This is a genomic window from Kosakonia oryzendophytica (assembly GCF_027886705.1).
GTDB classification, from domain to species: Bacteria; Pseudomonadota; Gammaproteobacteria; order Enterobacterales; family Enterobacteriaceae; genus Kosakonia; species Kosakonia oryzendophytica.
On sequence record NZ_CP115659.1, the window covers coordinates 4,632,668 to 4,656,018 of the forward strand.

22 protein-coding genes, 3 tRNA genes and 1 pseudogene are annotated in these 23,351 nt (G+C 53.0%); 11 read left to right on the top strand and 15 right to left on the bottom strand.

Annotated elements, in window-relative coordinates; genetic code table 11:
* Positions 1-5: 5 nt before the first annotated feature.
* The 3 genes and pseudogenes from amiB to nnr form a co-directional block, all read right to left on the bottom strand.
* The gene (amiB, locus tag O9K67_RS22345) at positions 6-1,346 is read right to left on the bottom strand and encodes an N-acetylmuramoyl-L-alanine amidase AmiB (RefSeq protein WP_061498472.1); all 1,341 of its coding nucleotides are present in this window, start codon (positions 1,344-1,346) and stop codon (positions 6-8) included.
* Between the two features lie 16 nt (positions 1,347-1,362).
* Positions 1,363-1,824, bottom strand: coding sequence for a tRNA (adenosine(37)-N6)-threonylcarbamoyltransferase complex ATPase subunit type 1 TsaE (gene tsaE / locus O9K67_RS22350; RefSeq protein WP_061498475.1), 462 nt, complete (start codon positions 1,822-1,824; stop codon positions 1,363-1,365).
* Positions 1,817-3,344, bottom strand: a pseudogene (gene nnr / locus O9K67_RS22355) (bifunctional ADP-dependent NAD(P)H-hydrate dehydratase/NAD(P)H-hydrate epimerase). Before nnr ends, tsaE begins: the two are co-directional and overlap by 8 nt.
* Here nnr and queG point away from each other — a divergent pair.
* Positions 3,343-4,482, top strand: a complete 1,140-nt coding sequence (gene queG, locus O9K67_RS22360; protein WP_061498492.1) for a tRNA epoxyqueuosine(34) reductase QueG — start codon at positions 3,343-3,345, stop codon at positions 4,480-4,482. The pseudogene nnr and the gene queG sit on opposite strands and share 2 nt — an antisense overlap.
* A 268-nt stretch (positions 4,483-4,750) precedes the next feature.
* Here queG and O9K67_RS22365 read toward each other — a convergent pair.
* The 4 genes from O9K67_RS22365 to orn all read right to left on the bottom strand — a co-directional run bounded on the left by O9K67_RS22365 (position 4,751) and on the right by orn (position 5,911).
* Positions 4,751-4,826, bottom strand: a tRNA-Gly gene (locus tag O9K67_RS22365).
* A gap of 73 nt (positions 4,827-4,899) precedes the next feature.
* Positions 4,900-4,975: transfer RNA gene (locus O9K67_RS22370), tRNA-Gly, on the bottom strand.
* A gap of 63 nt (positions 4,976-5,038) precedes the next feature.
* Positions 5,039-5,114 (bottom strand) — tRNA-Gly (locus O9K67_RS22375).
* 251 nt (positions 5,115-5,365) lie between these two features.
* Positions 5,366-5,911, bottom strand: coding sequence for an oligoribonuclease (gene orn, locus O9K67_RS22380; protein ID WP_061498495.1), 546 nt, complete (start codon positions 5,909-5,911; stop codon positions 5,366-5,368).
* A gap of 94 nt (positions 5,912-6,005) precedes the next feature.
* Here orn and rsgA point away from each other — a divergent pair, with 94 nt between their 5' ends.
* The 3 genes from rsgA to mscM all read left to right on the top strand — a co-directional run bounded on the left by rsgA (position 6,006) and on the right by mscM (position 11,485).
* Positions 6,006-7,061 (top strand): small ribosomal subunit biogenesis GTPase RsgA, encoded by a 1,056-nt coding sequence (gene rsgA / locus O9K67_RS22385; protein WP_061498497.1) that lies wholly within the window; start codon positions 6,006-6,008, stop codon positions 7,059-7,061.
* A 101-nt stretch (positions 7,062-7,162) separates the two neighbouring features.
* A complete protein-coding gene (gene asd / locus O9K67_RS22390) occupies positions 7,163-8,131 on the top strand; it encodes an archaetidylserine decarboxylase (RefSeq protein ID WP_061498499.1) in 969 nt (322 codons plus the stop codon).
* A 21-nt stretch (positions 8,132-8,152) separates the two neighbouring features.
* Complete coding sequence (gene mscM, locus O9K67_RS22395; protein ID WP_061498501.1) at positions 8,153-11,485, top strand: miniconductance mechanosensitive channel MscM; 3,333 nt, start codon at positions 8,153-8,155, stop codon at positions 11,483-11,485.
* Positions 11,486-11,609: 124 nt separating this feature from the next.
* Here the strand turns inward: mscM and O9K67_RS22400 are convergent, their stop codons facing one another.
* The gene (locus O9K67_RS22400) at positions 11,610-11,948 is read right to left on the bottom strand and encodes a YjeO family protein (RefSeq protein WP_061498503.1); all 339 of its coding nucleotides are present in this window, start codon (positions 11,946-11,948) and stop codon (positions 11,610-11,612) included.
* Positions 11,949-12,051: 103 nt separating this feature from the next.
* Positions 12,052-13,029 (bottom strand): elongation factor P--(R)-beta-lysine ligase, encoded by a 978-nt coding sequence (gene epmA, locus O9K67_RS22405; RefSeq protein ID WP_061498506.1) that lies wholly within the window; start codon positions 13,027-13,029, stop codon positions 12,052-12,054.
* Between the two features lie 306 nt (positions 13,030-13,335).
* Here epmA and frdA point away from each other — a divergent pair, with 306 nt between their 5' ends.
* The 5 genes from frdA (at position 13,336) to O9K67_RS22430 (ending at position 17,235) form a co-directional block, all read left to right on the top strand.
* Positions 13,336-15,126 carry a fumarate reductase (quinol) flavoprotein subunit gene (frdA, locus tag O9K67_RS22410; protein ID WP_061498508.1) on the top strand — a complete coding sequence of 597 codons (1,791 nt, stop codon included), beginning with the start codon at positions 13,336-13,338 and terminating at the stop codon, positions 15,124-15,126.
* A complete protein-coding gene (locus O9K67_RS22415; RefSeq protein ID WP_061498510.1) occupies positions 15,119-15,853 on the top strand; it encodes a succinate dehydrogenase/fumarate reductase iron-sulfur subunit in 735 nt (244 codons plus the stop codon). Before frdA ends, O9K67_RS22415 begins: the two co-directional genes overlap by 8 nt.
* Positions 15,854-15,863: 10 nt before the next feature.
* Complete coding sequence (gene frdC / locus O9K67_RS22420) at positions 15,864-16,259, top strand: fumarate reductase subunit FrdC (protein WP_061498513.1); 396 nt, start codon at positions 15,864-15,866, stop codon at positions 16,257-16,259.
* A gap of 10 nt (positions 16,260-16,269) precedes the next feature.
* Complete coding sequence (frdD, locus tag O9K67_RS22425) at positions 16,270-16,629, top strand: fumarate reductase subunit FrdD (RefSeq protein WP_061498516.1); 360 nt, start codon at positions 16,270-16,272, stop codon at positions 16,627-16,629.
* An 84-nt stretch (positions 16,630-16,713) separates the two neighbouring features.
* Positions 16,714-17,235, top strand: a complete 522-nt coding sequence (locus O9K67_RS22430) for a lipocalin family protein (RefSeq protein ID WP_061498519.1) — start codon at positions 16,714-16,716, stop codon at positions 17,233-17,235.
* On the opposite strand, the gene sugE is transcribed toward O9K67_RS22430, so the two are convergent.
* A complete protein-coding gene (gene sugE / locus O9K67_RS22435; RefSeq protein ID WP_061498522.1) occupies positions 17,232-17,549 on the bottom strand; it encodes a quaternary ammonium compound efflux SMR transporter SugE in 318 nt (105 codons plus the stop codon). The two genes, O9K67_RS22430 and sugE, sit on opposite strands and share 4 nt — an antisense overlap.
* A 264-nt stretch (positions 17,550-17,813) precedes the next feature.
* Here sugE and O9K67_RS22440 point away from each other — a divergent pair, with 264 nt between their 5' ends.
* Positions 17,814-18,416, top strand: a complete 603-nt coding sequence (locus tag O9K67_RS22440) for a response regulator transcription factor (RefSeq protein WP_061498524.1) — start codon at positions 17,814-17,816, stop codon at positions 18,414-18,416.
* 29 nt (positions 18,417-18,445) lie between these two features.
* On the opposite strand, the gene ecnB is transcribed toward O9K67_RS22440, so the two are convergent.
* From ecnB to efp, 3 genes are all read right to left on the bottom strand, one after another.
* Complete coding sequence (gene ecnB / locus O9K67_RS22445) at positions 18,446-18,592, bottom strand: lipoprotein toxin entericidin B (RefSeq protein WP_061498526.1); 147 nt, start codon at positions 18,590-18,592, stop codon at positions 18,446-18,448.
* Between the two features lie 99 nt (positions 18,593-18,691).
* Entirely contained in the window at positions 18,692-18,823 is a 132-nt protein-coding gene (locus O9K67_RS22450) for an entericidin A/B family lipoprotein (RefSeq protein WP_061498529.1), read from the bottom strand.
* A gap of 58 nt (positions 18,824-18,881) precedes the next feature.
* Positions 18,882-19,448: an elongation factor P gene (efp, locus tag O9K67_RS22455; protein ID WP_061498532.1), complete on the bottom strand. Its 567-nt coding sequence runs from the start codon at positions 19,446-19,448 to the stop codon at positions 18,882-18,884.
* 41 nt (positions 19,449-19,489) lie between these two features.
* Between efp and epmB the strand changes: the two genes are divergently transcribed.
* Positions 19,490-20,518 (top strand): EF-P beta-lysylation protein EpmB, encoded by a 1,029-nt coding sequence (gene epmB, locus O9K67_RS22460; RefSeq protein ID WP_061498535.1) that lies wholly within the window; start codon positions 19,490-19,492, stop codon positions 20,516-20,518.
* Positions 20,519-20,595: 77 nt separating this feature from the next.
* On the opposite strand, the gene O9K67_RS22465 is transcribed toward epmB, so the two are convergent.
* Together O9K67_RS22465 and O9K67_RS22470 are read right to left on the bottom strand one after the other, a co-directional pair.
* A complete protein-coding gene (locus tag O9K67_RS22465; RefSeq protein ID WP_061498538.1) occupies positions 20,596-22,230 on the bottom strand; it encodes a methyl-accepting chemotaxis protein in 1,635 nt (544 codons plus the stop codon).
* 295 nt (positions 22,231-22,525) lie between these two features.
* Positions 22,526-22,879 (bottom strand): DUF4156 domain-containing protein, encoded by a 354-nt coding sequence (locus tag O9K67_RS22470; protein WP_061498540.1) that lies wholly within the window; start codon positions 22,877-22,879, stop codon positions 22,526-22,528.
* Positions 22,880-23,351 lie beyond the last annotated feature (472 nt).

A 23,351-nucleotide genomic window follows, 5' to 3' on the forward strand; every position in this document is an offset into this window, starting at 1 on the left:
TATCCTTAGTTAAGCAGACCGTTCGCAGGTGCCGCGGCGCTGGCTGTCTGCCCGCCTCCGCTTTGTGGCGCAGACTGCAACGGATGTGCGAGGAAATAGTTACGCAGACCGCCGTATATTGCTTCAGCGATCTGTTGTTGGTAATTGTCGCTTCCCAACAATCGCTCTTCTGCAGAATTACTGATAAAACCCGTTTCAACCAGCACAGAAGGGATATCCGGGGAGCGCAGCACACCTAAGCTTGCGTGTTCCGGGCGACGCTTATGTAACGCACCCACACGCTCAAGCTGACCCAGCATACTGGTGGCGACATCATAACCGACGCGCTGGGAATGGCCGAATTGTAAATCCAGCACCGCCTGGCTCAGGTAGGGATCCGACTGGCTATTGGCCAGCACATCCCCTGCACCGCCCAACAGTTCCGATTGTTTCTCATGCTGCTCCAGCCAGCCCGCCATTTCGCTGTTCGCTCGGCGGTTTGACAATACCCATACCGACGCGCCGGTTGCATCGCGATTTGGTGCGGCGTCCGCATGGATAGAAACCAGGAAATTCGCATTCTGCTTACGCGCCACATCGGAACGCCCCATCACCGAAATAAAGTAGTCCCCGTCGCGCGTCATCACCGGTTTGAACATCGGGTCATCATTCAACAACGCGCGCAGTTTACGGGCGATGGAGATGGTCACGTTTTTCTCTTGCGTTCCGCCAGCGCCAATCGCACCAGGATCCTGACCACCGTGTCCGGCATCAATGGCGATAACCACTTTGTCACCGGATGCAGTGCGCGTCTGTACCGCCGGGCGGGTCACCGTATTACTGCTGGTCACGCTAGTAATGCGATCGTTTTCCGCTTTAAACGGATTGCGCGCAGGCGTTGAAGGCTGCGCAGGGCGAGAGGTAAAAACCGGCGTATCGTTACGCTGCACCACCGCTTTAGGCGGTGGCGGCGGTGGCGGCACATCGGCATCAATCGTAAAGACCACGTTGTAGCCCGCGCCGCTTTGCTGTTTCACCGCCCGGGTTTTGCCATTTTGCGTTAAATCCACCACCAGACGGATCGACTGATTATCTTTCGCCGTCCCGGCACGGATACTTTTGACCAGATTATTGCCGCTAAACTGCAGCGGCAAACCCTGGATAATGCCCGTCTGTTTGATATCCAGCGCGACGCTGCGCTTATCCTGCTGCGTAAACGCATATTCAGGATCGCCCATAAAGCTGAAAGTGATACGCGCCTGGCTGTCGCCGTTGGACACCTGAATATCCGCCAGGCTTGCAGCCCCCGCCTGCGTACAAAGCAGTAATAACGCAGCCGCCAACCAACTTTTAACGCGAGAGATCATCACGTTATCCTTCCTGTCAACCGGCCATACGCGCCAGTAACGAATCGCCAGATGAGGATACCGCGCGAATGCGCGCCTCACGCCCCTGAGCCTGGTAATCTAAATGGATTTCAACATCCGGATCAGGCAGTACACCCGCACCTTGCTGCGGCCACTCAACCAGACAAATGGCATCATTGGCAAAATAATCGCGGATGCCCATAAATTCCAGTTCCTCCGGATCCGCAAGGCGATACAGGTCGAAGTGGTACACCGTCAGCGAATCGAGCGTGTACGGCTCAACGAGGGTATAGGTCGGGCTTTTGACATTCCCGTGATGACCAAGAGCCTGTAAAAATCCCCGGCTGAAGGTAGTCTTACCCGCGCCGAGATCGCCATACAGATAAATCACCGTCGCACCGGTGCAGGCCTGCGCCACACGCGTGCCGAGATCCAGTGTCGCTTGCTCATCAGGTAAAGGAATAACTCGATTAATCATCTTTTGTATCAACTACATCCGGGTTAACAACACGCCAAAGCGCCGTAAAAAGATCGGTTGCCAGCATACCGCGCATACCGAATTGCGCCGCCAGCCTGTCAGCCGCAGCGCCATGAGCAACACATCCCGCACAGGCTGCATCCCAGGGCGTCAACTTCTGCCCGAGTAGCGCGCCAATAATACCGGACAAAACATCCCCCATGCCGCCGCTCGCCATACCAGCGTTACCGGCATCGACAATGCCCATTTCACCCTCTGCATTTGCAATGACGGTACCCGCGCCTTTCAGCACAACGACACCGGCATAACGTTTTACCAGCCGCTGCGCGGCGAGCAAGCGATCGCTTTCGATCTCCGCCACGCTGCAATTCAGCATACGCGCAGCCTCACCAGGATGCGGCGTCAATACGCGATTGTGACGTTTATCGGGATTGATTGCCAGAAGGTTCAACGCATCCGCATCCCATAGCATCGGTTTACGGAAATTCTCTACCTTTTGTAGCGCTTTTTTGCCCCACTCCTGCTGCCCAAGTCCCGGACCAATCACCACGACATCCGCCCATTGCAGGCTCTCATCCATCGAGGCGCTGGTCAGTTCATGAACCATCAATTCCGGGCGGGCGGTTAGCAGCGGAGCAATATTTTCGCTGCGCGTCAGCACGCGCACAAGGCCTGCGCCTGCGCGCAGTGCTGCCTCGCCAGCCATACGAATTGCTCCGGCGGTACCGTGATCGCCGCCAATAATCAGCAGACGCCCATGATCACCTTTATGTGACGTCGGGCGACGTGGCGTAAACCAGCGGCAAAGCTGGCTGGCATCAAACCGGGTTAATGCTGTCTCTTGCCCGTTTAACCAGGACTCCAGCCCCAGCGCATGATGATGAAGTTGCCCTACGACATCCCGCGCTTTGCCCGTCAATAAGCCAGGTTTAAGCGCGATAAAGGTGAGGGTGTGATGAGCATGAATCACCGCGCCCGGCGCGGCACCTGTTTGAGCATTAAGCCCGGAGGGGATATCCAGCGCCAATACGGGGGCCGGATGGGCGTTTACGTGGTCGATCAGTTGGGCAACATTGTCGCGCGGCGCGCAGGTAAGCCCGGTTCCCAGCAGACCATCGATAATTAAATCAACCTGTTCCGGCCAGAGAATGTCCGGCGCATGGATCACGCCGCCAGCATTAAGCCAGGCATCCCGCGCCTGCGCGGCCTCTTCCGGTAGTGGTTTGTTGCTCTCCAGCGCCAGCAATGTCACTTGTATGCCCGCCGCGGCGGCAAGCCTGGCGACCACATAACCATCGCCGCCGTTATTGCCGTGCCCACAAAGCACCAACCAGCAACGCGTATCGGGATACTGCTGCCGGGCCACAGTAAAAGCGGCCTCGCCAGCACGTAACATCAGCTCATAAAGCGTAATACCGAAGCTGTCCGCCGCCTCTTTTTCGGCGCGTTTAAGGTCCTCAGCAGGCCAGATGGAGTGTGGTATACTTGCTGCGATTTTCTTCATTTTTATGGTCCGTCATGTCACAGCCCCTCGATCTCAATTATTTAGCGCAACAAATCAAACAGTGGGGCTCTGAACTGGGTTTTCAGCATGTCGGTATTACCGATACCGATCTCAGCGCCAGCGAACCAAAGCTACAGGCGTGGCTGGATAAACAATATCATGGCGAGATGGAGTGGATGGCACGTCACGGAATGATGCGCGCCCGCCCCCACGAGCTTCTCCCCGGCACGCTGCGCGTAATCAGCGTGCGCATGAACTACCTTCCTGCGAACGCCGCTTTCGCCAGCACGCTGAAAAACCCAACGCTCGGCTATGTCAGCCGTTATGCGCTGGGCCGCGATTATCATAAGCTGCTGCGTAACCGGCTCAAAAAGCTCGGCGAGACTATTTCGCAGCAATGTGCTTCGCTCAATTTTAGACCTTTTGTTGATTCCGCGCCTGTTCTTGAGCGCCCTCTGGCAGAAAAAGCCGGGCTTGGCTGGACAGGTAAGCACTCACTTATCTTAAGCCGCGATGCGGGCTCATTTTTCTTTCTGGGTGAATTGCTGATTGATTTACCCCTGCCTGTCGATAAACCGGTGGAAGAGGGCTGTGGGCGTTGCGTGGCGTGCATGACGATTTGCCCTACCGGCGCCATTGTCGAGCCGTATACTGTCGATGCCCGCCGCTGTATCTCTTATCTCACGATTGAGCTGGAAGGTGCCATTCCGGAAGCATTGCGCCCCTTGATCGGCAATCGCATCTATGGTTGCGATGATTGTCAACTCATTTGCCCCTGGAATCGCTACTCGCAACTGACCAAGGAGGACGATTTCAGCCCGCGTAAAGCACTGCATGCGCCCGCGTTGATCGATCTGTTCGCCTGGGACGAGGCACATTTTCTGAAAGTGACGGAAGGGTCGGCTATTCGACGCATTGGTCATTTACGCTGGCTGCGTAATATTGCCGTTGCCCTGGGAAATGCCCCATGGGAAGAAGCCAATATTCAGGCGCTGGAGCAGCGTCTTGGTGAGCACCCACTTCTTGATGAACACATACAGTGGGCGATTGCGCAGCAAAAAGAGAAGCGAAACGCCTGCCGCGTTGAGGTACAAATGCCGAAACAGCAGCGGCTGGTCAGAGTGGTGGAAAAAGGTCTGCCGCGCGACGCCTGAGCCATCCACAGCTTGTGAATAAAATAAAAAACACATTGCGATTCAATGACCACAAATTCGTCAAGTGATCACATTAACAATTTGCGATGTTATTTTGTTTTTATTTTACAGTGGGTTAAAAAAAATTCATTCACCCATCGAAGTAACTATTATGTTGCGAATGAAAGGCGGCCCTGTGGATAAGTCTGTTCACAACGCTTTCCTGAGGGAAATAAAAAACGTCCCCAGCGAAGCTTTCCGCTGTGGATAATTATTTGATGTGAAAATTTGGAGCGGGAAACGAGACTCGAACTCGCGACCCCGACCTTGGCAAGGTCGTGCTCTACCAACTGAGCTATTCCCGCGTACTTATCTGGGCCAGCTTGCTTGCCGGAACCAGTAAATCTGGATGGTGCGTGCCTTTCGGCATTTCAAATTTGGAGCGGGAAACGAGACTCGAACTCGCGACCCCGACCTTGGCAAGGTCGTGCTCTACCAACTGAGCTATTCCCGCATATTTATCCGGTTTCAGCTTCATTGCCGGAACCAGTAAATTTGGATGGTGCATTTCAAATTTTGGAGCGGGAAACGAGACTCGAACTCGCGACCCCGACCTTGGCAAGGTCGTGCTCTACCAACTGAGCTATTCCCGCTTATCATCGATTTTTCAGTACGTTAGAACTCATTTTTACTGAAATTTCGTGATGCCGTGTTTCACATTTCTGTGTCTTCACGGGAGGCGCATTATACGAGAAATCCTTCCTGCTGCAAGCCCCTGAAAGCAAATTTTCGCTTTTTTTGTTTGAATGCTGCTTTAATCGACAAAACGCACACTTTTACAGCAAACCCACGCCAGCACTGGCTTGCAGGGCCAACAAAAAAAACGGCCCTGCAAGCATGAACATTACAACTTAATAAAATGTTCGCGATACCAGGCCAACTCAGCCACGGATTCGCGAATATCGTCCAGCGCCTGATGTGTATTCTGTTTTTTCAGTCCTTCCAGCACTTCCGGTTTCCAGCGACGAGCCAGCTCTTTCAGCGTGCTAACGTCCAGGTAGCGATAATGGAAGTACGCCTCCAGCTCCGGCATGTACTTAAACAGGAAACGTCGATCCTGGCCGATGCTGTTGCCGCAAATGGGCGATTTTCCCGCTGGCACCCACTCTTTTAAGAACGCAATAGTGGCCAGTTCCGCGGCGCGATCATCCAGTTGACTGGCCTTCACACGATCCACTAACCCGCTACCGGTATGGGTGCGTACGTTCCAGTCATCCATTAATGCCAGTTGTGCGTCGGTTTGATGCACTGCAATCACCGGGCCTTCCGCCAGAATATTCAGGTTTGCATCGGTCACCAGCGTCGCGATTTCAATAATGCGATCGCGCTCGGGATCTAACCCCGTCATCTCCAGATCGATCCAAATGAGGTTGTTTTCATTTGCGCTCATGCTATTTTCCACCCTTCTCGCGTAACTATATTCATCTAGAATTGCGTGTATCATAGTTGTTTTGCCCATCCAGGGCGACCAGGAGCCAGCACGATTGAGTAAAAATAAACTCTCCAAAGGGCAGCAACGCCGCGTTAAAGAGAACCACCAGCGCCGGCTGAAAACCTCTACGGAGAAAGCTGACTATGATGACAACCTGTTCGGCGATCCGTCCGAAGGCGTTGTGATCAGCCGCTTTGGCATGCACGCCGATGTGGAATCCGCTGACGGCGCAGTGCATCGCTGTAATATTCGTCGCACGATCCGTTCACTGGTCACCGGCGACCGGGTGGTCTGGCGTCCTGGCAAAGAAGCGGCGGAAGGCGTTACAGTAAAAGGCATTGTGGAAGCCGTACACGCACGCACTACGGTGCTTACGCGCCCCGATTTTTATGATGGCGTAAAACCCATCGCCGCCAATATTGATCAGATTGTTGTGGTGTCGGCGATCCTGCCAGAACTGTCGCTGAATATTATCGATCGATACCTTGTCGCCTGCGAAGCCTTACAGGTTGAGCCCCTGATCGTGCTGAACAAAATCGATCTGTTGGACGAGGACGGCATGGATTTCGTCAATGAGCAGATGGATATCTACCGCAATATCGGCTATCGCGTACTCATGGTCTCAAGTCATGCACAGAATGGGCTTAATCCGCTGATTGAGGCGCTGACCAACCGCATCAGCATCTTTGCCGGGCAGTCCGGCGTGGGGAAATCGAGCCTGCTTAACACACTGCTCGGTTTACATGAGGAGCAGATCCTCACCAACGACGTTTCCGACGTCTCCGGTCTCGGGCAACACACCACCACAGCCGCACGTCTTTATCACTTCCCGCACGGCGGCGATGTGATTGATTCTCCGGGCGTTCGCGAATTTGGACTCTGGCACCTTGAATCGGAACAAATTTTCAACGGTTTTGTCGAATTCCATGACTATCTGGGCCAGTGCAAATACCGGGATTGCAAACATGATACGGATCCGGGTTGCGCCATTCGCGAAGCGGTCGAAAAAGGCGAAATTGCTGAAAGCCGTTTCGAAAATTATCACCGCATCCTGGAAAGCATGTCACAGGTAAAAACGCGTAAAAGCTTTTCTGAATCAGATGACTGACAACTAAGCTATGCATCGTTAAAATCGTCCCCTTTTTAGAAAAGGATCCGGCGCCCGGCGGCGGATCAGGAACGACAAAAAACAATGGCCTGGAGGCTACCTTGTTAAACGCATTTAAACTTTCGCTTCAATACATTCTGCCGAAACTGTGGCTCACTCGCCTGGCGGGCTGGGGCGCAAGCAAACGCGCGGGCTGGCTGACCAAACTGGTTATCGATCTGTTTGTGAAATACTACAAGGTCGATATGAAAGAGGCGCAGAAGCCCGATACCGCCAGCTACCGCACCTTTAATGACTTTTTTGTACGCCCGTTGCGCGACGACGTTCGCCCGCTGAATACCGATCCTAATGTGCTGGTGATGCCGGCAGACGGCGTGGTGAGCCAGCTTGGCGCTATCGAAGAAGATAAGATCCTGCAGGCCAAAGGCCATAACTACAGCCTTGAAGCCCTGCTGGCAGGCAACTACCTGATGGCCGATCTGTTCCGTAACGGCAGCTTTGTCACCACCTATCTCTCTCCGCGCGACTATCACCGAGTTCATATGCCGTGTAACGGTATTCTGCGCGAGATGATTTACGTCCCAGGCGATCTCTTCTCCGTTAACCACCTGACAGCGCAAAACGTGCCGAACCTGTTTGCCCGTAACGAACGCGTAATCTGCCTGTTTGATACCGAGTTCGGTCCGATGGCGCAAATTCTCGTTGGCGCGACCATTGTCGGCAGCATTGAGACCGTTTGGGCCGGTACGATTACGCCGCCGCGCGAAGGGATCATCAAGCGCTGGACCTGGCCTGCTGGCGAAAGCGAAGGCGCCATCGCATTGCTGAAAGGCCAGGAAATGGGCCGCTTCAAACTGGGTTCCACCGTGATTAACCTGTTTGCGCCGGGCAAAGTGGCACTGGCAGAACAGTTGCAAAGTCTGTCGGTCACCAAAATCGGTCAGCCGCTGGCGGTGTCCACCGAAACGTTCGCCCCTGTCGAAACCGAACAGGCCCCTTTGTCGGAAGCGGAAATCAACGCCGAACACGACGCCAGCCCGCTGGTAGACGATAAGAAAGACGAAGGTTAATCCACAAACAGGAAGACTGATGTGCGCCTGATTATCACATTTCTGATGGCCTGGTGCCTCAGCCTGGGGGCCATGGCGGCATCGGCCCCCGATGCCAGACAAATTACGCAGGAACTGGAGCAAGCCAAAGCGGCGAAGAACACGCCCGACCAGGCTGAAACCGTGGAGCTGCTCCAGGCTGCACTTAACGCGCTCGAAGAACGTAAAGGTTCACTTGAGCGCGCTCAACAATACCAACACGTTATTGATAATTTTCCTAAACTTTCCCGCACTCTGCGTTCTCAACTGGATAACCTGCGCGACGAGCCTAAATCCGTCCCGGCGGGCATGAGCAGTGACGCGCTGAACCAGGAGATCCTGCAAGTCAGCAGCCAGTTACTGGAGAAAACGCGTCAGGCACAGCAGGAACAAGAGCGTGCGCGGGAAATCAGTGATTCCTTAAACCAGCTTCCGCAGCAGCAAACCGACGCCCGTCGGCAGGTAACCGAAGTGGAACGCCGCCTGGGGGCGCAAAATGCGACAACGCCGCTGGCGCAGGCGCAGAATCTCAGCGCACAGGCAGAATCGGCGAAACTGAAAGCGCTGGTGGATGAACTGGAACTGGCGCAACTGTCGGCCAATAACCGCCAGGAGTTGTCGCGCATGCGTTCCGAGCTGGCGCAAAAACAGAGCCAGCAACTGGATACTTATTTGCAAGCCTTGCGCAATCAGCTTAATAGCCAGCGTCAGCGTGAAGCAGAGCAGGCGCTGGAAAGCACCGAACTTCTGGCAGAGAACAGCGATAATCTTCCTGTCGGTATCGTTGAACAGTTCCGAATCAACCGGGAGCTGTCGCAGGCGCTTAACCAACAGGCGCAGCGCATGGATCTGGTGGCGTCTCAGCAGCGCCAGGCTACCGGGCAGACATTGCAGGTGCGCCAGGCGCTCAATACGCTGCGTGAACAATCCCAATGGCTGGGCGCATCAAATATGCTCGGTGAAGCATTGCGCGCACAGGTTGCCCGTTTACCAGAAATGCCCAAACCGCAGCAACTGGACACCGAAATGGCGCAGTTGCGCGTGCACCGCATGCGTTACGAGGATCTGCTGAACAAGCAACCACAACTACGGCAAATTCGCCAGGCGGACGGCCAACCGCTCACAAACGAGCAGAATCGTATTCTGGAAGCACAGCTGCGTACTCAGCGCGAACTGTTGAATTCGTTGTTGCAGGGCGGCGATACACTGATCCTTGAGCTGACCAAGCTGAAAGTTTCTAATAGCCAGTTGGAAGATGCGCTGAAAGAGGTGAACGAAGCGACCCACCGCTATCTGTTCTGGACGGCGGATGTCAGTCCGGTCACCTTCGCATGGCCGATTGAAATCGTCCAGGATCTGCGCCGCCTGCTGTCGCTGGATACCGCCAGCCAGTTAGGCAAGGCCAGCGTGATGATGCTCACCAGCAAAGAGACGTTGTTCCCACTGTTTGGTGCCTTGATACTGGTGGGATTCAGCATTTACTCACGCCGGCATTTTACCCGTTTCCTGGAGCGCTCCAGCGCCCGTGTGGGCAAAGTCACCCAGGATCACTTCTGGCTCACTATGCGTACAGTGTTCTGGTCCATTCTCGTCGCCTCGCCTTTGCCGGTGCTATGGGCAACGCTGGGTTATGGTCTACAGGAAGCCTGGCCTTATCCCCTGGCCGTCGCCGTTGGCGACGGCGTAACTGCGACGGTGCCATTGCTGTGGGTAGTGATGATTTGTGCCACTTTTGCCCGCCCTACCGGCTTGTTCGTCGCGCACTTTGGCTGGCCGCGCAATCGCGTCGCGCGCGGTATGCGTTATTACCTGATGAGCATTGGCCTGATCGTACCGTTGATCATGGCGCTGATCATGTTTGATAACCTCAACGATCGGGAGTTCTCCGGTTCGCTGGGCAGGCTCTGTTTTATTCTTATCTGCGGCGCACTGGCGCTGGTCACACTGAGCCTGAAACGCGCCGGGATCCCGTTGTACGTGGATAAAGCTGGCAGCAGCGACAATATGCCAAACCGCCTGCTGTGGAACCTGCTGATGAGTGCGCCGTTGATTGCCATTCTCGCAGCCTCCATCGGCTATCTGGCCACGTCGCAGGCGCTGTTGGCCAGACTGGAAACCTCCGTTGCCATCTGGTTCCTGCTGCTGGTGGTTTATCACATCATCCGTCGCTGGATGCTGATCCAGCGCCGTCGCCTGGCCTTCGAACGCGCCCGTCACCGCCGCGCGGAAATTCTCGCCCAGCGTGCACGCGGCGAAGATGAGCCGCCGCATCAGACCAGCACTGAAGGGGTTGCCGATGTCGATGAGGCAGAGGTCGATCTTGATGCCATTAGCGTGCAGTCCTTGCGACTGGTGCGCTCTATTTTGATGCTGATCGCATTACTGTCGGTCATAGTGCTGTGGTCGGAAATTCATTCTGCTTTCGGCTTCCTTGAAAATATCACGCTGTGGGACGTGACCTCGACCGTGCAAGGCGTGGAAAGTCTCGAGCCGATTACGCTGGGCGCGGTACTGATTGCCATTCTGGTGTTTATCATTACCACACAACTGGTGCGTAACCTCCCGGCGTTGCTGGAACTGGCGCTGTTGCAGCACCTTGAACTCACACCTGGCACCGGTTATGCCATTACCACCATTACCAAATATCTGTTGATGCTGTTTGGCGGGCTGGTGGGTTTCTCGATGATCGGTATCGAGTGGGCAAAACTGCAGTGGCTGGTCGCAGCGCTGGGTGTCGGTCTCGGCTTTGGTTTGCAGGAGATCTTCGCCAACTTTATCTCCGGTTTGATCATTTTGTTTGAAAAACCGATCCGCATCGGCGACACCGTGACGATCCGCGATCTGACCGGTAGCATCACAAAGATCAACACCCGCGCCACGACTATCAGCGACTGGGATCGCAAAGAGATCATCGTGCCGAACAAGGCTTTTATCACCGAGCAGTTTATCAACTGGTCGCTGTCGGACTCTGTGACCCGCGTGGTGCTGACGGTTCCAGCGCCAGCGGATGCTAACAGCGAAGAGGTCACGCAGATCCTTTACACTGCGGCCGCACGCTGCTCGCTGGTGATTGATAACCCGGCACCGGAAGTGTTCCTGGTCGATCTGCAACAAGGGCTGCAACTGTTTGAACTGCGTATTTACGCTGCGGAGATGGGACACCGTATGCCATTGCGCCACGAAATCCACCAGCTGATTCTGGCCGGCTTCCGTGAGCACGGCATTGATTTGCCGTTCCCACCGTTCCAGATGCGCCTTGAAAGTCTCGACGGTAAACGCACTGCGCGTACGCTGACATCAGCAGGTAAAAACAGCAGGCCAGCGGGCAGTTTGTAGAGCAGAATATTCAGCGCCTGATGGCACGATGCTTGCCCGGCTTGCAGAACAGGCACCCGAGGTGCCTGCCAGGCCGGGTAAGGTTATCGCTTCCACCCGGCGATATCACATTGATGACTGGTGGTTACAGGCAAAACTGATAACGCAAGAAAAAACGCCACAACCAGAAAGCAAAAATGGAGAAGAGAGTCAGGTACAGGAACCCATGATGCTGTTTTTTCCAAACTAACAGATAAACAAACGGAAAAAACAGTGGGATCGTAATGGCTATCCCGGCATCATGGATATCCTCACTTTCGACATATGCCTTTAAATCACATATGTTTTTTATATTTTTCCCGTCAATAAGCCACTCTTTATCCTGAACGGATAAGAGCAGGATCAGGACAATACTGAAACAGAACCAGATTAAGCCAGCTATCCACCCTTTTCTGCTCACCTCATTCCCCGAAACACTCGCCATCGAAGCCAGCACTGAATATCACTCTTTTCAGCGCCATGTTAAAGGGAATAAATGCAAGCCAAGGGGAACACAGGCATCTCTCAACCCTGGCCCGAAAAAGCAGTTACGCCCGGTCGACGGTAAAAGCAATAACATCCGCCAGGCTTTCTGCCTGCAACGCCAGCATTACCAGACGATCAACGCCCAGCGCTACGCCGGAACAGTCTGGCAGGCCCGCCTTCAGTGCTTCCAGCAGATTCACATCCACCGGCTGCTGCGGCAGACCACGCGCCGCACGTTTGCGGTTATCCTGCTCGAAACGCTGCTGCTGCTCGCGTGCGTCGGTGAGTTCATGGAAACCATTCGCCAGCTCAATTCCCTTGAAGTACACCTCGAAACGCTCAGCAACGCGGTGATCTTCGGTACTGATCTGCGCCAGTGCAGCCTGACTTGCCGGGAAGTGGTAAACAAATGTCGGACGATCTTTACCGATCTGCGGCTCCACGCCCATTGTAAACAGCAGTTGCAGCAGCGTATCGCGGTCTTCTTCCGTGTCGGCAATATTGCTCAGGTCAAGCTTTGCCGCCACTTCGCGCAGTTGGGTTTTATCGGCAGAGAGTGGATCCACGTCCAGATAACGCTGGAACGCCTGTTGATAAGAGATCGATTCCGCAGCCTGGCACTCCAGCACCTGCTGCAATAAATCATCCACTTCATTCATTAAGCGGTACATATCGTAATGCGGACGATACCACTCAAGCATGGTGAATTCCGGGTTGTGATGACGCCCCATTTCTTCGTTACGAAAGCTTCTGCACAACTGGAATACCGGCCCGCAACCCGCAGCCAGCAAGCGCTTCATATGGTATTCCGGGCTGGTCATCAGATAGAGATTCAGCCCCTGAGAGTGGCCCGGTCCGACAAAACGGGTTTCAAACGGAAACAGATGAATGTCTGTTACCGTTGCCTGGCTCATACAGGGCGTTTCCACCTCGAGCACGCCGCGATCGACGAAGAAACGCCGGATCTCAGCCATAATTGCTGCTCGTTTCAATAGATTAGGGATGGATGCGCTCGGCTGCCAGGTTGCCGTCTCGCTCATGGTGCTTTCTCCGAATTCAGACAAGGGCACGAAGTCTACCCGCATCGATCCGCAGAGACAAATTTTGCACAAAAAATTTTCACTTATGTCGTCTATAAATAATGAGGGGCGTTTATGTGGTGATATCTGTCAATATCGATGATGCATCACACTAAAGAACGGCAAAAAAATCGAACACATCAAATTTCCTTTCCATCCCTACGGTTATACTGCGCTTACCCAAAAAGGAGCAGTGGAACATTTCCGCAACTACCTCAAGCGCTTCAGGCTTATCGTTGCGGAACAACAATAATCTGGAGGAATGTCGTGCAAACCTTTCAAGCCGATATCGCTGTGATTGGCGCAGGCGGAGCAGGATTACGAACCGCGATCGCTGCGGCGCAAGCCAACCCTAACGCTAAAATCGCACTGATTTCAAAAGTCTATCCCATGCGCAGCCATACGGTTGCTGCAGAAGGCGGCTCTGCCGCCGTCGCCCAGGATCATGACAGCTTCGAGTACCATTTCCACGATACCGTTGCTGGCGGTGACTGGCTTTGCGAACAGGATGTCGTCGACTATTTTGTGCACCATTGCCCGACAGAGATGACCCAACTTGAACAATGGGGTTGTCCGTGGAGTCGCCGTCCCGACGGTTCGGTCAACGTGCGCCGCTTCGGCGGGATGAAGATCGAACGCACCTGGTTCGCGGCCGATAAAACCGGCTTCCACATGTTGCATACGCTGTTTCAAACCTCCCTTCAGTTTCCGCAAATCCAACGCTTCGATGAACACTTTGTGCTGGATATTCTGGTCGACGACAACCATGCTCGCGGCCTGGTAGCGATGAACATGATGGAAGGCACCCTGGTGCAAATCCGTGCGAATGCCGTGGTAATGGCAACGGGCGGTGCGGGCCGCGTATACCGTTACAACACCAATGGCGGCATTGTCACCGGCGACGGTATGGGCATGGCGCTGGCGCACGGTGTACCGCTGCGTGATATGGAATTTGTGCAGTATCACCCGACCGGTCTGCCCGGTTCCGGCATTCTGATGACGGAAGGCTGCCGCGGTGAAGGCGGGATCCTCGTCAACAAAAACGGCTACCGCTATTTGCAGGATTACGGCATGGGGCCGGAAACGCCGTTGGGCGAACCGAAAAACAAATATATGGAGCTGGGCCCGCGCGATAAAGTGTCGCAAGCCTTCTGGCATGAATGGCGCAAAGGCAACACTATCTCCACGCCGCGCGGCGATGTGGTGCACCTCGACCTGCGTCATCTTGGCGAGAAAAAGATCAAGGAACGTCTGCCGTTTATCTGCGAGCTGGCGAAAGCCTATGTCGGGGTCGATCCGATCAAAGAGCCGATTCCTGTGCGTCCAACAGCACACTACACCATGGGCGGCATCGAAACCGACCAGAACTGCGAATCCCGTATCACCGGGCTGTTTGCGGTGGGCGAGTGTTCTTCTGTCGGCCTGCACGGCGCCAACCGCCTTGGTTCGAACTCACTGGCGGAACTGGTGGTCTTTGGTCGCCTGGCCGGTGAACGCGCAATGGAACGTTCTGCTACCGCAAGCCGTGCAAATGACGATGCGCTGAATGCGCAGGCGGCGGATGTCGAACAGCGTCTGAAAGCGCTGGTTAACCAGCAGGGTAACGAAAGCTGGGCGAAAATCCGCGATGAGATGGGCGAATCCATGGAAGAAGGCTGCGGTATCTACCGTACGCCGGAGCTGATGCAGAAAACCGTGGATAAACTGGCGGAGCTGCAGGAACGCTTTAAACGCGTGCGTATCACCGATACCTCCAGCGTCTTCAACACGGATGTGCTTTACACCATTGAACTGGGTCACGGTCTGAACGTGGCGGAATGTATGGCGCACTCCGCACTGGCGCGTAAAGAATCCCGCGGTGCCCATCAACGTCTGGATGAAGGCTGTACTGAACGCGATGACGTCAACTTCCTCAAGCATACTCTTGCCTTCCGTGACGCTGACGGCGCAACACGGCTGGAATACAGCGACGTGAAAATCACCACGCTGCCACCAGCAAAACGTGTTTACGGCGCAGAGGCGGAAACGACCGAGAAGAAGGAGACGAACAATGGCTGAGATGAAAAATCTAAAAGTCGAAATCGTGCGCTATAACCCGGAAGTGGACAACGCACCGCACAGCGCCTTCTACGATGTGCCTTACGACGAAGCAACCTCGCTGCTCGACGCGCTGAGCTATATCAAAGACAACCTTGCGCCTGACCTGAGCTATCGCTGGTCGTGCCGTATGGCGATTTGCGGCTCATGCGGGATGATGGTCAACAAGGTGCCCAAACTGGCCTGTAAGACCTTCCTGCGCGACTACGAGAAAGGGATGAAGGTGGAAGCGCTGGCGAACTTCCCAATCGAGCGCGATCTGGTGGTCGACATGACCCACTTTATCGAGAGCCTCGAAGCCATTAAGCCTTATGTCATCGGCAATACGCGTACGCCCGATCAGGGTCCGGGGAAACAGACACCGGCGCAAATGGCGAAATATCACCAGTTCTCTGGCTGCATCAACTGTGGTTTGTGCTACGCCGCGTGTCCTCAGTTTGGCCTGAACCCTGAGTTCATCGGCCCGGCGGCGATCACGCTGGCGCATCGCTACAATCTGGACAACCGCGATAAGGGTAAAGCAGAGCGTATGGGGCAACTGAACAGCCAGAACGGCGTGTGGAGCTGCACTTTTGTCGGCTATTGCTCGGAAGTTTGTCCGAAGCATGTCGATCCCGCTGCCGCTATTCAGCAGAGCAAGGTGGAAAGTTCGAAAGACTTTCTTATCGCCACTCTGAAACCACGCTAAGGAGTGCATTATGACGACTAAACGCAAAGCCTGGGTTCGTCCCGTACCCGCAAGCTGGTGGAAACAACTGCCGTTTTATCGCTTCTATATGCTGCGTGAAGGAACGGCAGTGCCAGCAGTCTGGTTCAGCATTGTGCTCATTTACGGGCTCTTTGCCCTTAAACATGGCCCGGAAAGCTGGACCGGTTTTGTAGGCTTCCTGCAAAACCCAATTGTGGTAGTTCTTAACCTGATTTCGCTGGCGGCTGCATTGCTGCACACGAAAACCTGGTTTGAGCTGGCACCGAAAGCGACGATCATCATCGTGAAAGATGAAAAAATGGGGCCAGAGCCGGTTCTTAAAACGCTCTGGGCGGTTACAGCGGTGGTCACTGTCGTGATCCTGTTTGTCGCACTGTTCTGGTAAGGAGGCCAAGGTGATTAACCCGAATCCAAAACGTTCCGACGAACCCGTATTCTGGGGCTTGTTTGGCGCAGGCGGTATGTGGAGCGCGATTGTTGCTCCGGTGATTATCCTGCTGGTGGGGGTGTTGCTGCCGCTGGGGCTCTACCCCACAGAAGCACTGAGCTATGAGCGCGTCCTGGCGTTTGCGCAAAGCTTTGTTGGTCGCGCCTTTATCTTTTTAATGATTGTATTGCCAGTGTGGTGCGGTTTGCACCGTATCCACCATATGATGCATGACTTAAAAATCCACGTACCAAGCGGTAAATGGGTGTTCTACGGCCTTGCTGCCATTCTGACCGTGGTCACCTTGATCGGCGTGATTTTTATTTGATGCCAGTCGCTCTCCTGCGCAAGCAGGAGAGCAAATTTTCCCCCAGCGTCTATACCTGAAAGAAAATGCTGGAAGGAAAATCTTATGCGTTTTCTCCTCGCTGTTGTAGCCGCGTTTTTACTCTCTGCCTGTAGTTCCCCCACACCTCCCGAGGGCGTTAAGGTTGTTCAAAATTTTGATATGCAACGCTACCTGGGGAAATGGTACGAAATTGCCCGTTTTGATCACCGCTTCGAGAGCGGTCTGGAGCAAGTCACCACCACGTACAGCCTGCGCGATGATGGTGGCTTAAACGTCATAAACCGTGGCTATAACCCGGATCGCGGCATGTGGCAGCAATCAATGGGCGAGGCGTATTTCACCGGCAATCCACGCACTGCGGCGCTGAAAGTCTCTTTCTTCGGCCCCTTCTACGGCGGCTACAATGTTATCGCGCTGGATGATAATTACCGCTATGCGCTGGTCTGCGGACCGGATCGTGACTACCTGTGGATCCTGTCGCGCACACCATCCCTCCCCGCAAAGGTTAAACAGCAAATGCTGGAGATCGCGTCGCGACAGGGTTTCGCCGTAGAAAAATTACTCTGGATTAAACATGCGCCTTAATGAGCGCTGAGTTTCAGACCAACAATCCCCGCCACGATCAGACACAAACTGAAAACGCGCGCCAGACTGGCTGATTCACCAAGCAATACGATGCCGGCAATCGCCGCACCGACGGCACCTATTCCGGTCCAGATAGCATAGGCTGTACCAACTGGCAGCGTTTTCATTGCCCATGAGAGCAGCACAATACTGGCGACCATCGCTGTGATGGTGACAATGCTGGGAGTTAAACGTGTGAATCCATGTGTGTATTTCAGGCCGATGGCCCAAACCACTTCCAGAAGACCTGCAACAAGAAGAATAAACCAGGACATTATTGGCTCCGGTGCGGGGCCGTCCCCGTTGAACATGCACACTGGCGGGTCGTCCCGTCAGGCGATTGAAGAGGGTCAGATTCTGACTATTCCAGATTATTATTTCAACATTTTTGTGCTTACTTAATTTTAGGAGGTAAAAGCAAGAAATAGCCACTGTTCGCAGCGGAATTCAGGCATTTATTCAGCAGATATACACCCTATGATGAATCGCTTTCCTGAATACAGGAAGTTGTGCGCCACCTCCTGACTGCGAAGAAAAATATGTTCAAGATTCTCGTGATTGACCGTTGTTACTTCACCCGTTCAGGGATGGAATCCTGGCTCAATCAAAATGATTTGTTCACCGCATCATTCCTCGTGACCGCACTGCACAATTTGATGCTGGCGAGAGAACATATTGTGCAATGGCAGCCAGATTTAGTGATCGCTGACCTTCATGGTTTTAAGAACGAAATTCATCATAGTCAACAACTTGCCTCGCTTTTTTCTGCCTGCGGCGACGCTAATCAGGTGATGCTGCTGGAATCCGGCGAAGATGCGCAACTCTCAGAAATCTATGCGCAATTTATGGTTAAAACAAAATTGCTGAAAACAGAACCGCTGGATAAGTTAGCACAAGTCATTGATACACTTGTACTCGCCCGCCCGGGGCGCGCAGTGCCGCATGTTGCCACGCCCTTACTGACAAAGCAGGAAGAGAAAGTGTTAACGCTGTGGATGGAAGGCAGAAGTAATCAGACCATTGCCGCCAAGCTGAGTATCAACGGCAAAACCGTATACACCTATAAGCGCAATATCAGAATGAAACTGGGCATGGGGAATCGATTTACACCGTTCCTGTCGCTGCCAGAAAATTCAAATTAACGGTACGACGGACGTCGTACCGATAGAGGTTACTGCTGTGCTTTGGTTGCCGCGCCAGAGATCGCGCTACCACCCTCAGAAATATCCTGACCGACACCTCGCGTGGTGTTACAAGCCGTCAGAGCGGAGGAAAGGAGCAGTACAGAAAAGATCGCAGCAATCGTCTTCTTAACCATAATATCTTCCTTTTGTGACCAATATTGTTAGCCACTTAAGCATAGACAAGATTCCGGAACGTGACCGGAACAGAGGCATTTTTAAGAAGATGTGAAGTTTTAGTTGGCCGCGCGGGAGATAACATGACCGAGACTCTGGATATCTTCACCGACGCCGCGCGCGGTATTGCAGCCAGACAGAAGAGCACAACCAAGAAGTATCAGTGAGAGAAATTTCGCAAAACGTTTCATCATCCCGGCCCTGAGAAATTCAGCGGCGTAGCACGACGCTACGCCGAAGTCGTGAGGATTATTTCACGCGAGATACGTATTCGCCAGAGCGGGTATCCACTTTAATCACTTCACCGATCTGCACGAACAGCGGAACTTTAACCACTGCGCCAGTGCTCAGGGTAGCCGGTTTACCGCCAGTGCCTGCAGTATCACCTTTCAGACCCGGATCGGTTTCAATGATTTCCAGTTCAACAAAGTTCGGCGGAGTCACGGAGATCGGCTGACCGTTCCACAGGGTCACGATGCATTCTGCCTGATCCAGCAACCATTTTTCGCTGTCGCCGATGGCTTTTTTGTCAGCAGAGAGTTGCTCGAAAGTTTCATTGTTCATGAAGTGCCAGAACTCACCGTCGTTGTACAGGTAAGTCAGGTTCATATCGACAACGTCCGCACCTTCAGCTGAGTCGGTAGACTTGAAGGTTTTCTCTACACGGGTACCGGTCAGCAAACGACGCAGTTTAACGCGTGCGAAAGCCTGGCCTTTCCCCGGTTTCACGAATTCGCTGGCTTCAACCGCGTACGGTTCGCCGTCCAACATGATTTTAAGACCGGCACGAAAATCGTTGCTATAGTAAGTCGCCATAAGGCCCTCTGAAATTGTTAACTGGTAGCTTAGCCAAAAAAATGGCACACATTGTAACCCTAAAAACCCCTTCCAGAGAAGATTGGTTATTGCAACTTGCCGATGTAATAACCGATCCCGATGAACTGTTACGTATTTTAAATGTAGACCCGGATGCGCAACTGCTGGCCGGACGCGAAGCAAAACGCCTTTTTCCCCTGCGCGTACCACGCGCTTTTGTGGCAAGAATGGAGAAAGGCAACCCGAACGATCCTCTTTTGCGTCAGGTACTTACCTCTGCAGAAGAGTTTATTGCAGCGCCAGGGTTCAGCGCCGATCCACTGGAAGAACAACACAGTGTGGTCCCGGGATTACTGCACAAATACCGTAACCGCGCCCTGTTGTTGGTAAAAGGCGGTTGCGCCGTAAATTGCCGTTACTGCTTCCGCCGTCACTTCCCCTACGCCGATAACCAGGGCAACAAACGCAACTGGCAAGGCGCGCTGGACTATATCGCCACGCATACAGAACTGGATGAGATTATTTTCTCTGGCGGCGATCCGCTGATGGCGAAAGATCATGAACTGGACTGGTTGATTGAGCAGTTGGAAGCGATCCCCCATATCAAGCGCTTGCGCATCCATAGCCGCTTACCAATCGTGATCCCGGCGCGTATCACCGACACGCTGGTTGCCCGTTTCGCGCACTCTTCATTGCAGGTCCTGCTGGTTAATCATATTAACCACGCCAGAGAAATAGATGATGATTTCCGTGCGGCGATGTCCAGGCTGCGTCAGGCTGGCGTAACGCTACTGAACCAAAGTGTGTTGCTGCGCGGGGTGAATGATAATGCGCAAACGCTAGCAGACCTGAGTAATGCGCTGTTCGACGCGGGGGTCATGCCTTATTACCTGCACGTGCTGGATAAAGTCCAGGGCGCGGCGCATTTTATGGTGAGCGATGAGGAAGCGCGAAATATCATGCGCGACTTGCTGAAGCAGATTTCAGGCTATCTGGTACCGAAACTGGCCCGTGAAATTGGCGGTGAACCAAGTAAGACCCCGTTAGACCTGCTCTTACGTCAGAGCTAAAAAACACGGCTATGCCACGAGACAGAGCATAGCCGTGAAAATCTGCGAGTCTGACAGGAGCAAACTCACGCTACCGCTTAGAATTTTTCCCAGCCATCATCTTCACTGACGACGGTTGGGTTCATCTGAGTATGCTTAACGGCTGGCGCAGGTTTATGTACAACGTTTTGCCCCGGCAGACGGAAAACGTCAACCAGTTGCTGTAGCTTCGTCGCCTGGTCTTCAAGACTGGCTGCGGCAGCAGAAGATTCCTGAACTAAAGATGCGTTCTGTTGGGTTGTGGTATCCAGCTCTGACATTGCCTGAGCGATTTGCGTAATCCCACGGTCCTGCTCATCTGACGCTGCGGCAATTTCCTGCATCAGATCTTTTACTTGCATAACAGAATGCACAATCCCGCTCATGGCTTCGCCAGCCAGATCAACCTGCCGGGCTCCGTCTTCAACGTAGTTAACAGACTCATTGATCAAAGTTTCGATCTCTTTTGCCGCTTGTGCACTACGCTGAGCCAGTGAGCGGACTTCTCCCGCGACAACAGCAAACCCTCTCCCCTGATCCCCGGCTCTTGCAGCCTCTACCGCGGCGTTAAGCGCCAGGATATTGGTCTGGAAAGCAATGCCGTTGATCACCGACGTTATTTCGGAAATTTTATTCGAACTTCCGATAATGTCTTTCATACGATTAACCGTTGCGCTTACCACCTCGCCCCCCTGCGTTGCTGCCTGAGATGCAGCGATAGAAAGTTGGCTGGCCTGATGCGCATTGCTCGCATTTTGTTTCACCGTGGAGTTGAGCTCCTCCATGCTGGCGGCGGTTTCAACAACCGCTGCCGATTGCTGTTCCGTGCGAGCGGAAAGCTCGTTGTTGCCTAATGCAATCTCATTGGCTGCGATATTGACGGAAGAGGAAGCAGAACGCACCATCTTCAGAGATTCCGCCATGCGCCCTATCAGCTGATTAAACGCATTGGCGGCCTGGCCAATTTCGTCCATACGCCCGACAGGAATGGTATAACTGAGATCCAATTTTTCACTAATACTCACCATGCCATCTTTCATTTCATTCAGGCGGCGTCGAATATTCAGCACCGTTATTAAACCAAACAGGCCCAATAATATTGTCGCAGCCAACGTTGCAGAAATAGATAACACCATCGAACGAGAAATTAAGCTATCACTCTTGTTTTGCGCCTCATCGACTAACCAGGTGTTATAAGCGACCTGATCGGAAAAGTCCTTAATCAGGATGGTAATATTATCCGCTACAATACCACCACTACGCATGGCATTCGACGCCGCCAAGCGATCATTCGCTTCGGATAATTTAAAATAACTGTCCATAACCACACGGAATTTATCCAGATCGGCAAGTGTTTTTTTAGACTGATCAAGATCTTTCTGATCCACAGTAAGCTTCTGCGTATAATGCTGATGCATACTGTATAGTTCGTCGAAAATTTTCAACGCATTCTGTTTTATTTCCGCCATTTCTGTTGCATCATCCGTCAAGGCATGCAAAAAGAGCTGAGCGCGGACACTCGTCACTTTCAGCATCTCAGCATTTATCTCATCGAGACTGGGTAATGTATTTTCCTGGAAGATCTTTTGTGAGCTTCCTATTTCTGATAACGACATCATAGCAATAAGGTTCGTACCAATCAGACTGGCAATTAGTAACGAAAACGCAAGCAACAATCGCTTTGTAATATTCATGACAAGCTCCCAACGCCATCATAATTAAAATAACACGCCGCAAAATTCATCTTGCAATGAATCCTGTCGGGACTATCGGCACGCAGCGATAATGCTTTACGCTTTAATCTATAAAAAAGCATAAAGAGGATAATATAACGACGCAGGTCAATGTTTCGTGATAATTTATATTCAGGGAATTTATCAATGACTTGAAAATATAATAGAAATGAATTTTTAAATCATAAATAAAATAACAAAGAAACGACTAAGATGATTAACTCCCGTCATCGCTGACGGGAGCAAATAAATAAGATCAATTCGGGCATTTATAAACCTGGCCGCTCATTTCACTGGCGGTCGGAACAAAACTGGACAGAAAGCCTTGAGTTGGACTGTTTACGCTATAAAGTACGTTGCCACCCATGGCTGCAGCCTGATTGCGTAGTGCATTTGCCGCACCGCGCATAGACCCCCCTTCTTCACCGTGTTGCCCGGAAAGCCAGTTACTCTGTTTGCCAGTTGCGGTGCCAAGATACTGGCACTGTGCACCAGGTTTCTCTTCAACAAAGCGAACGCTCTGCCCGGCAGCGCTCAAATCGTTGCTACTGCTGCATCCGGCCAACAGTATCGCGGCACCAACGATCCCTGCTAAATATTTTACGTACATGTTATTCCCCATAATCAATGAGCTGGACGCATGTCGCCCGTGTGTAAACCTTATACTAAAAAGATGACCAAAAGAAAAACGCCGTCATCGCAGGCCGCACAAATCAGGAAAAATAATGCGGGAACCCCCATCGCAAGCGACAGAGTTATATGAGGATTAACCTCCGTCGTCATTGAATGTCGAACAAGGAACGATTTTGTTCACAGGCTGTATTGCAGCGCCGCCATTCTGATCGACATTGATATAAAACAATGCCTGAACAGGTCCGACGGTGCACCGAATGTGCTCTCCACAGTGCACGTTTAGGCTCTGCCATCCGCTAGCTCGACATTGACTTTTGCCCTGACCATTAATGGCCCCACTCCGGACGGTGGTTATTGACCGAATAGCTCTGCATCCTGAGACAGCTCAGCGTCTCCGTGATTAATGCAGCCCATCGCAGACAGCATTTCAGTGGAAATGAAAGATAAAA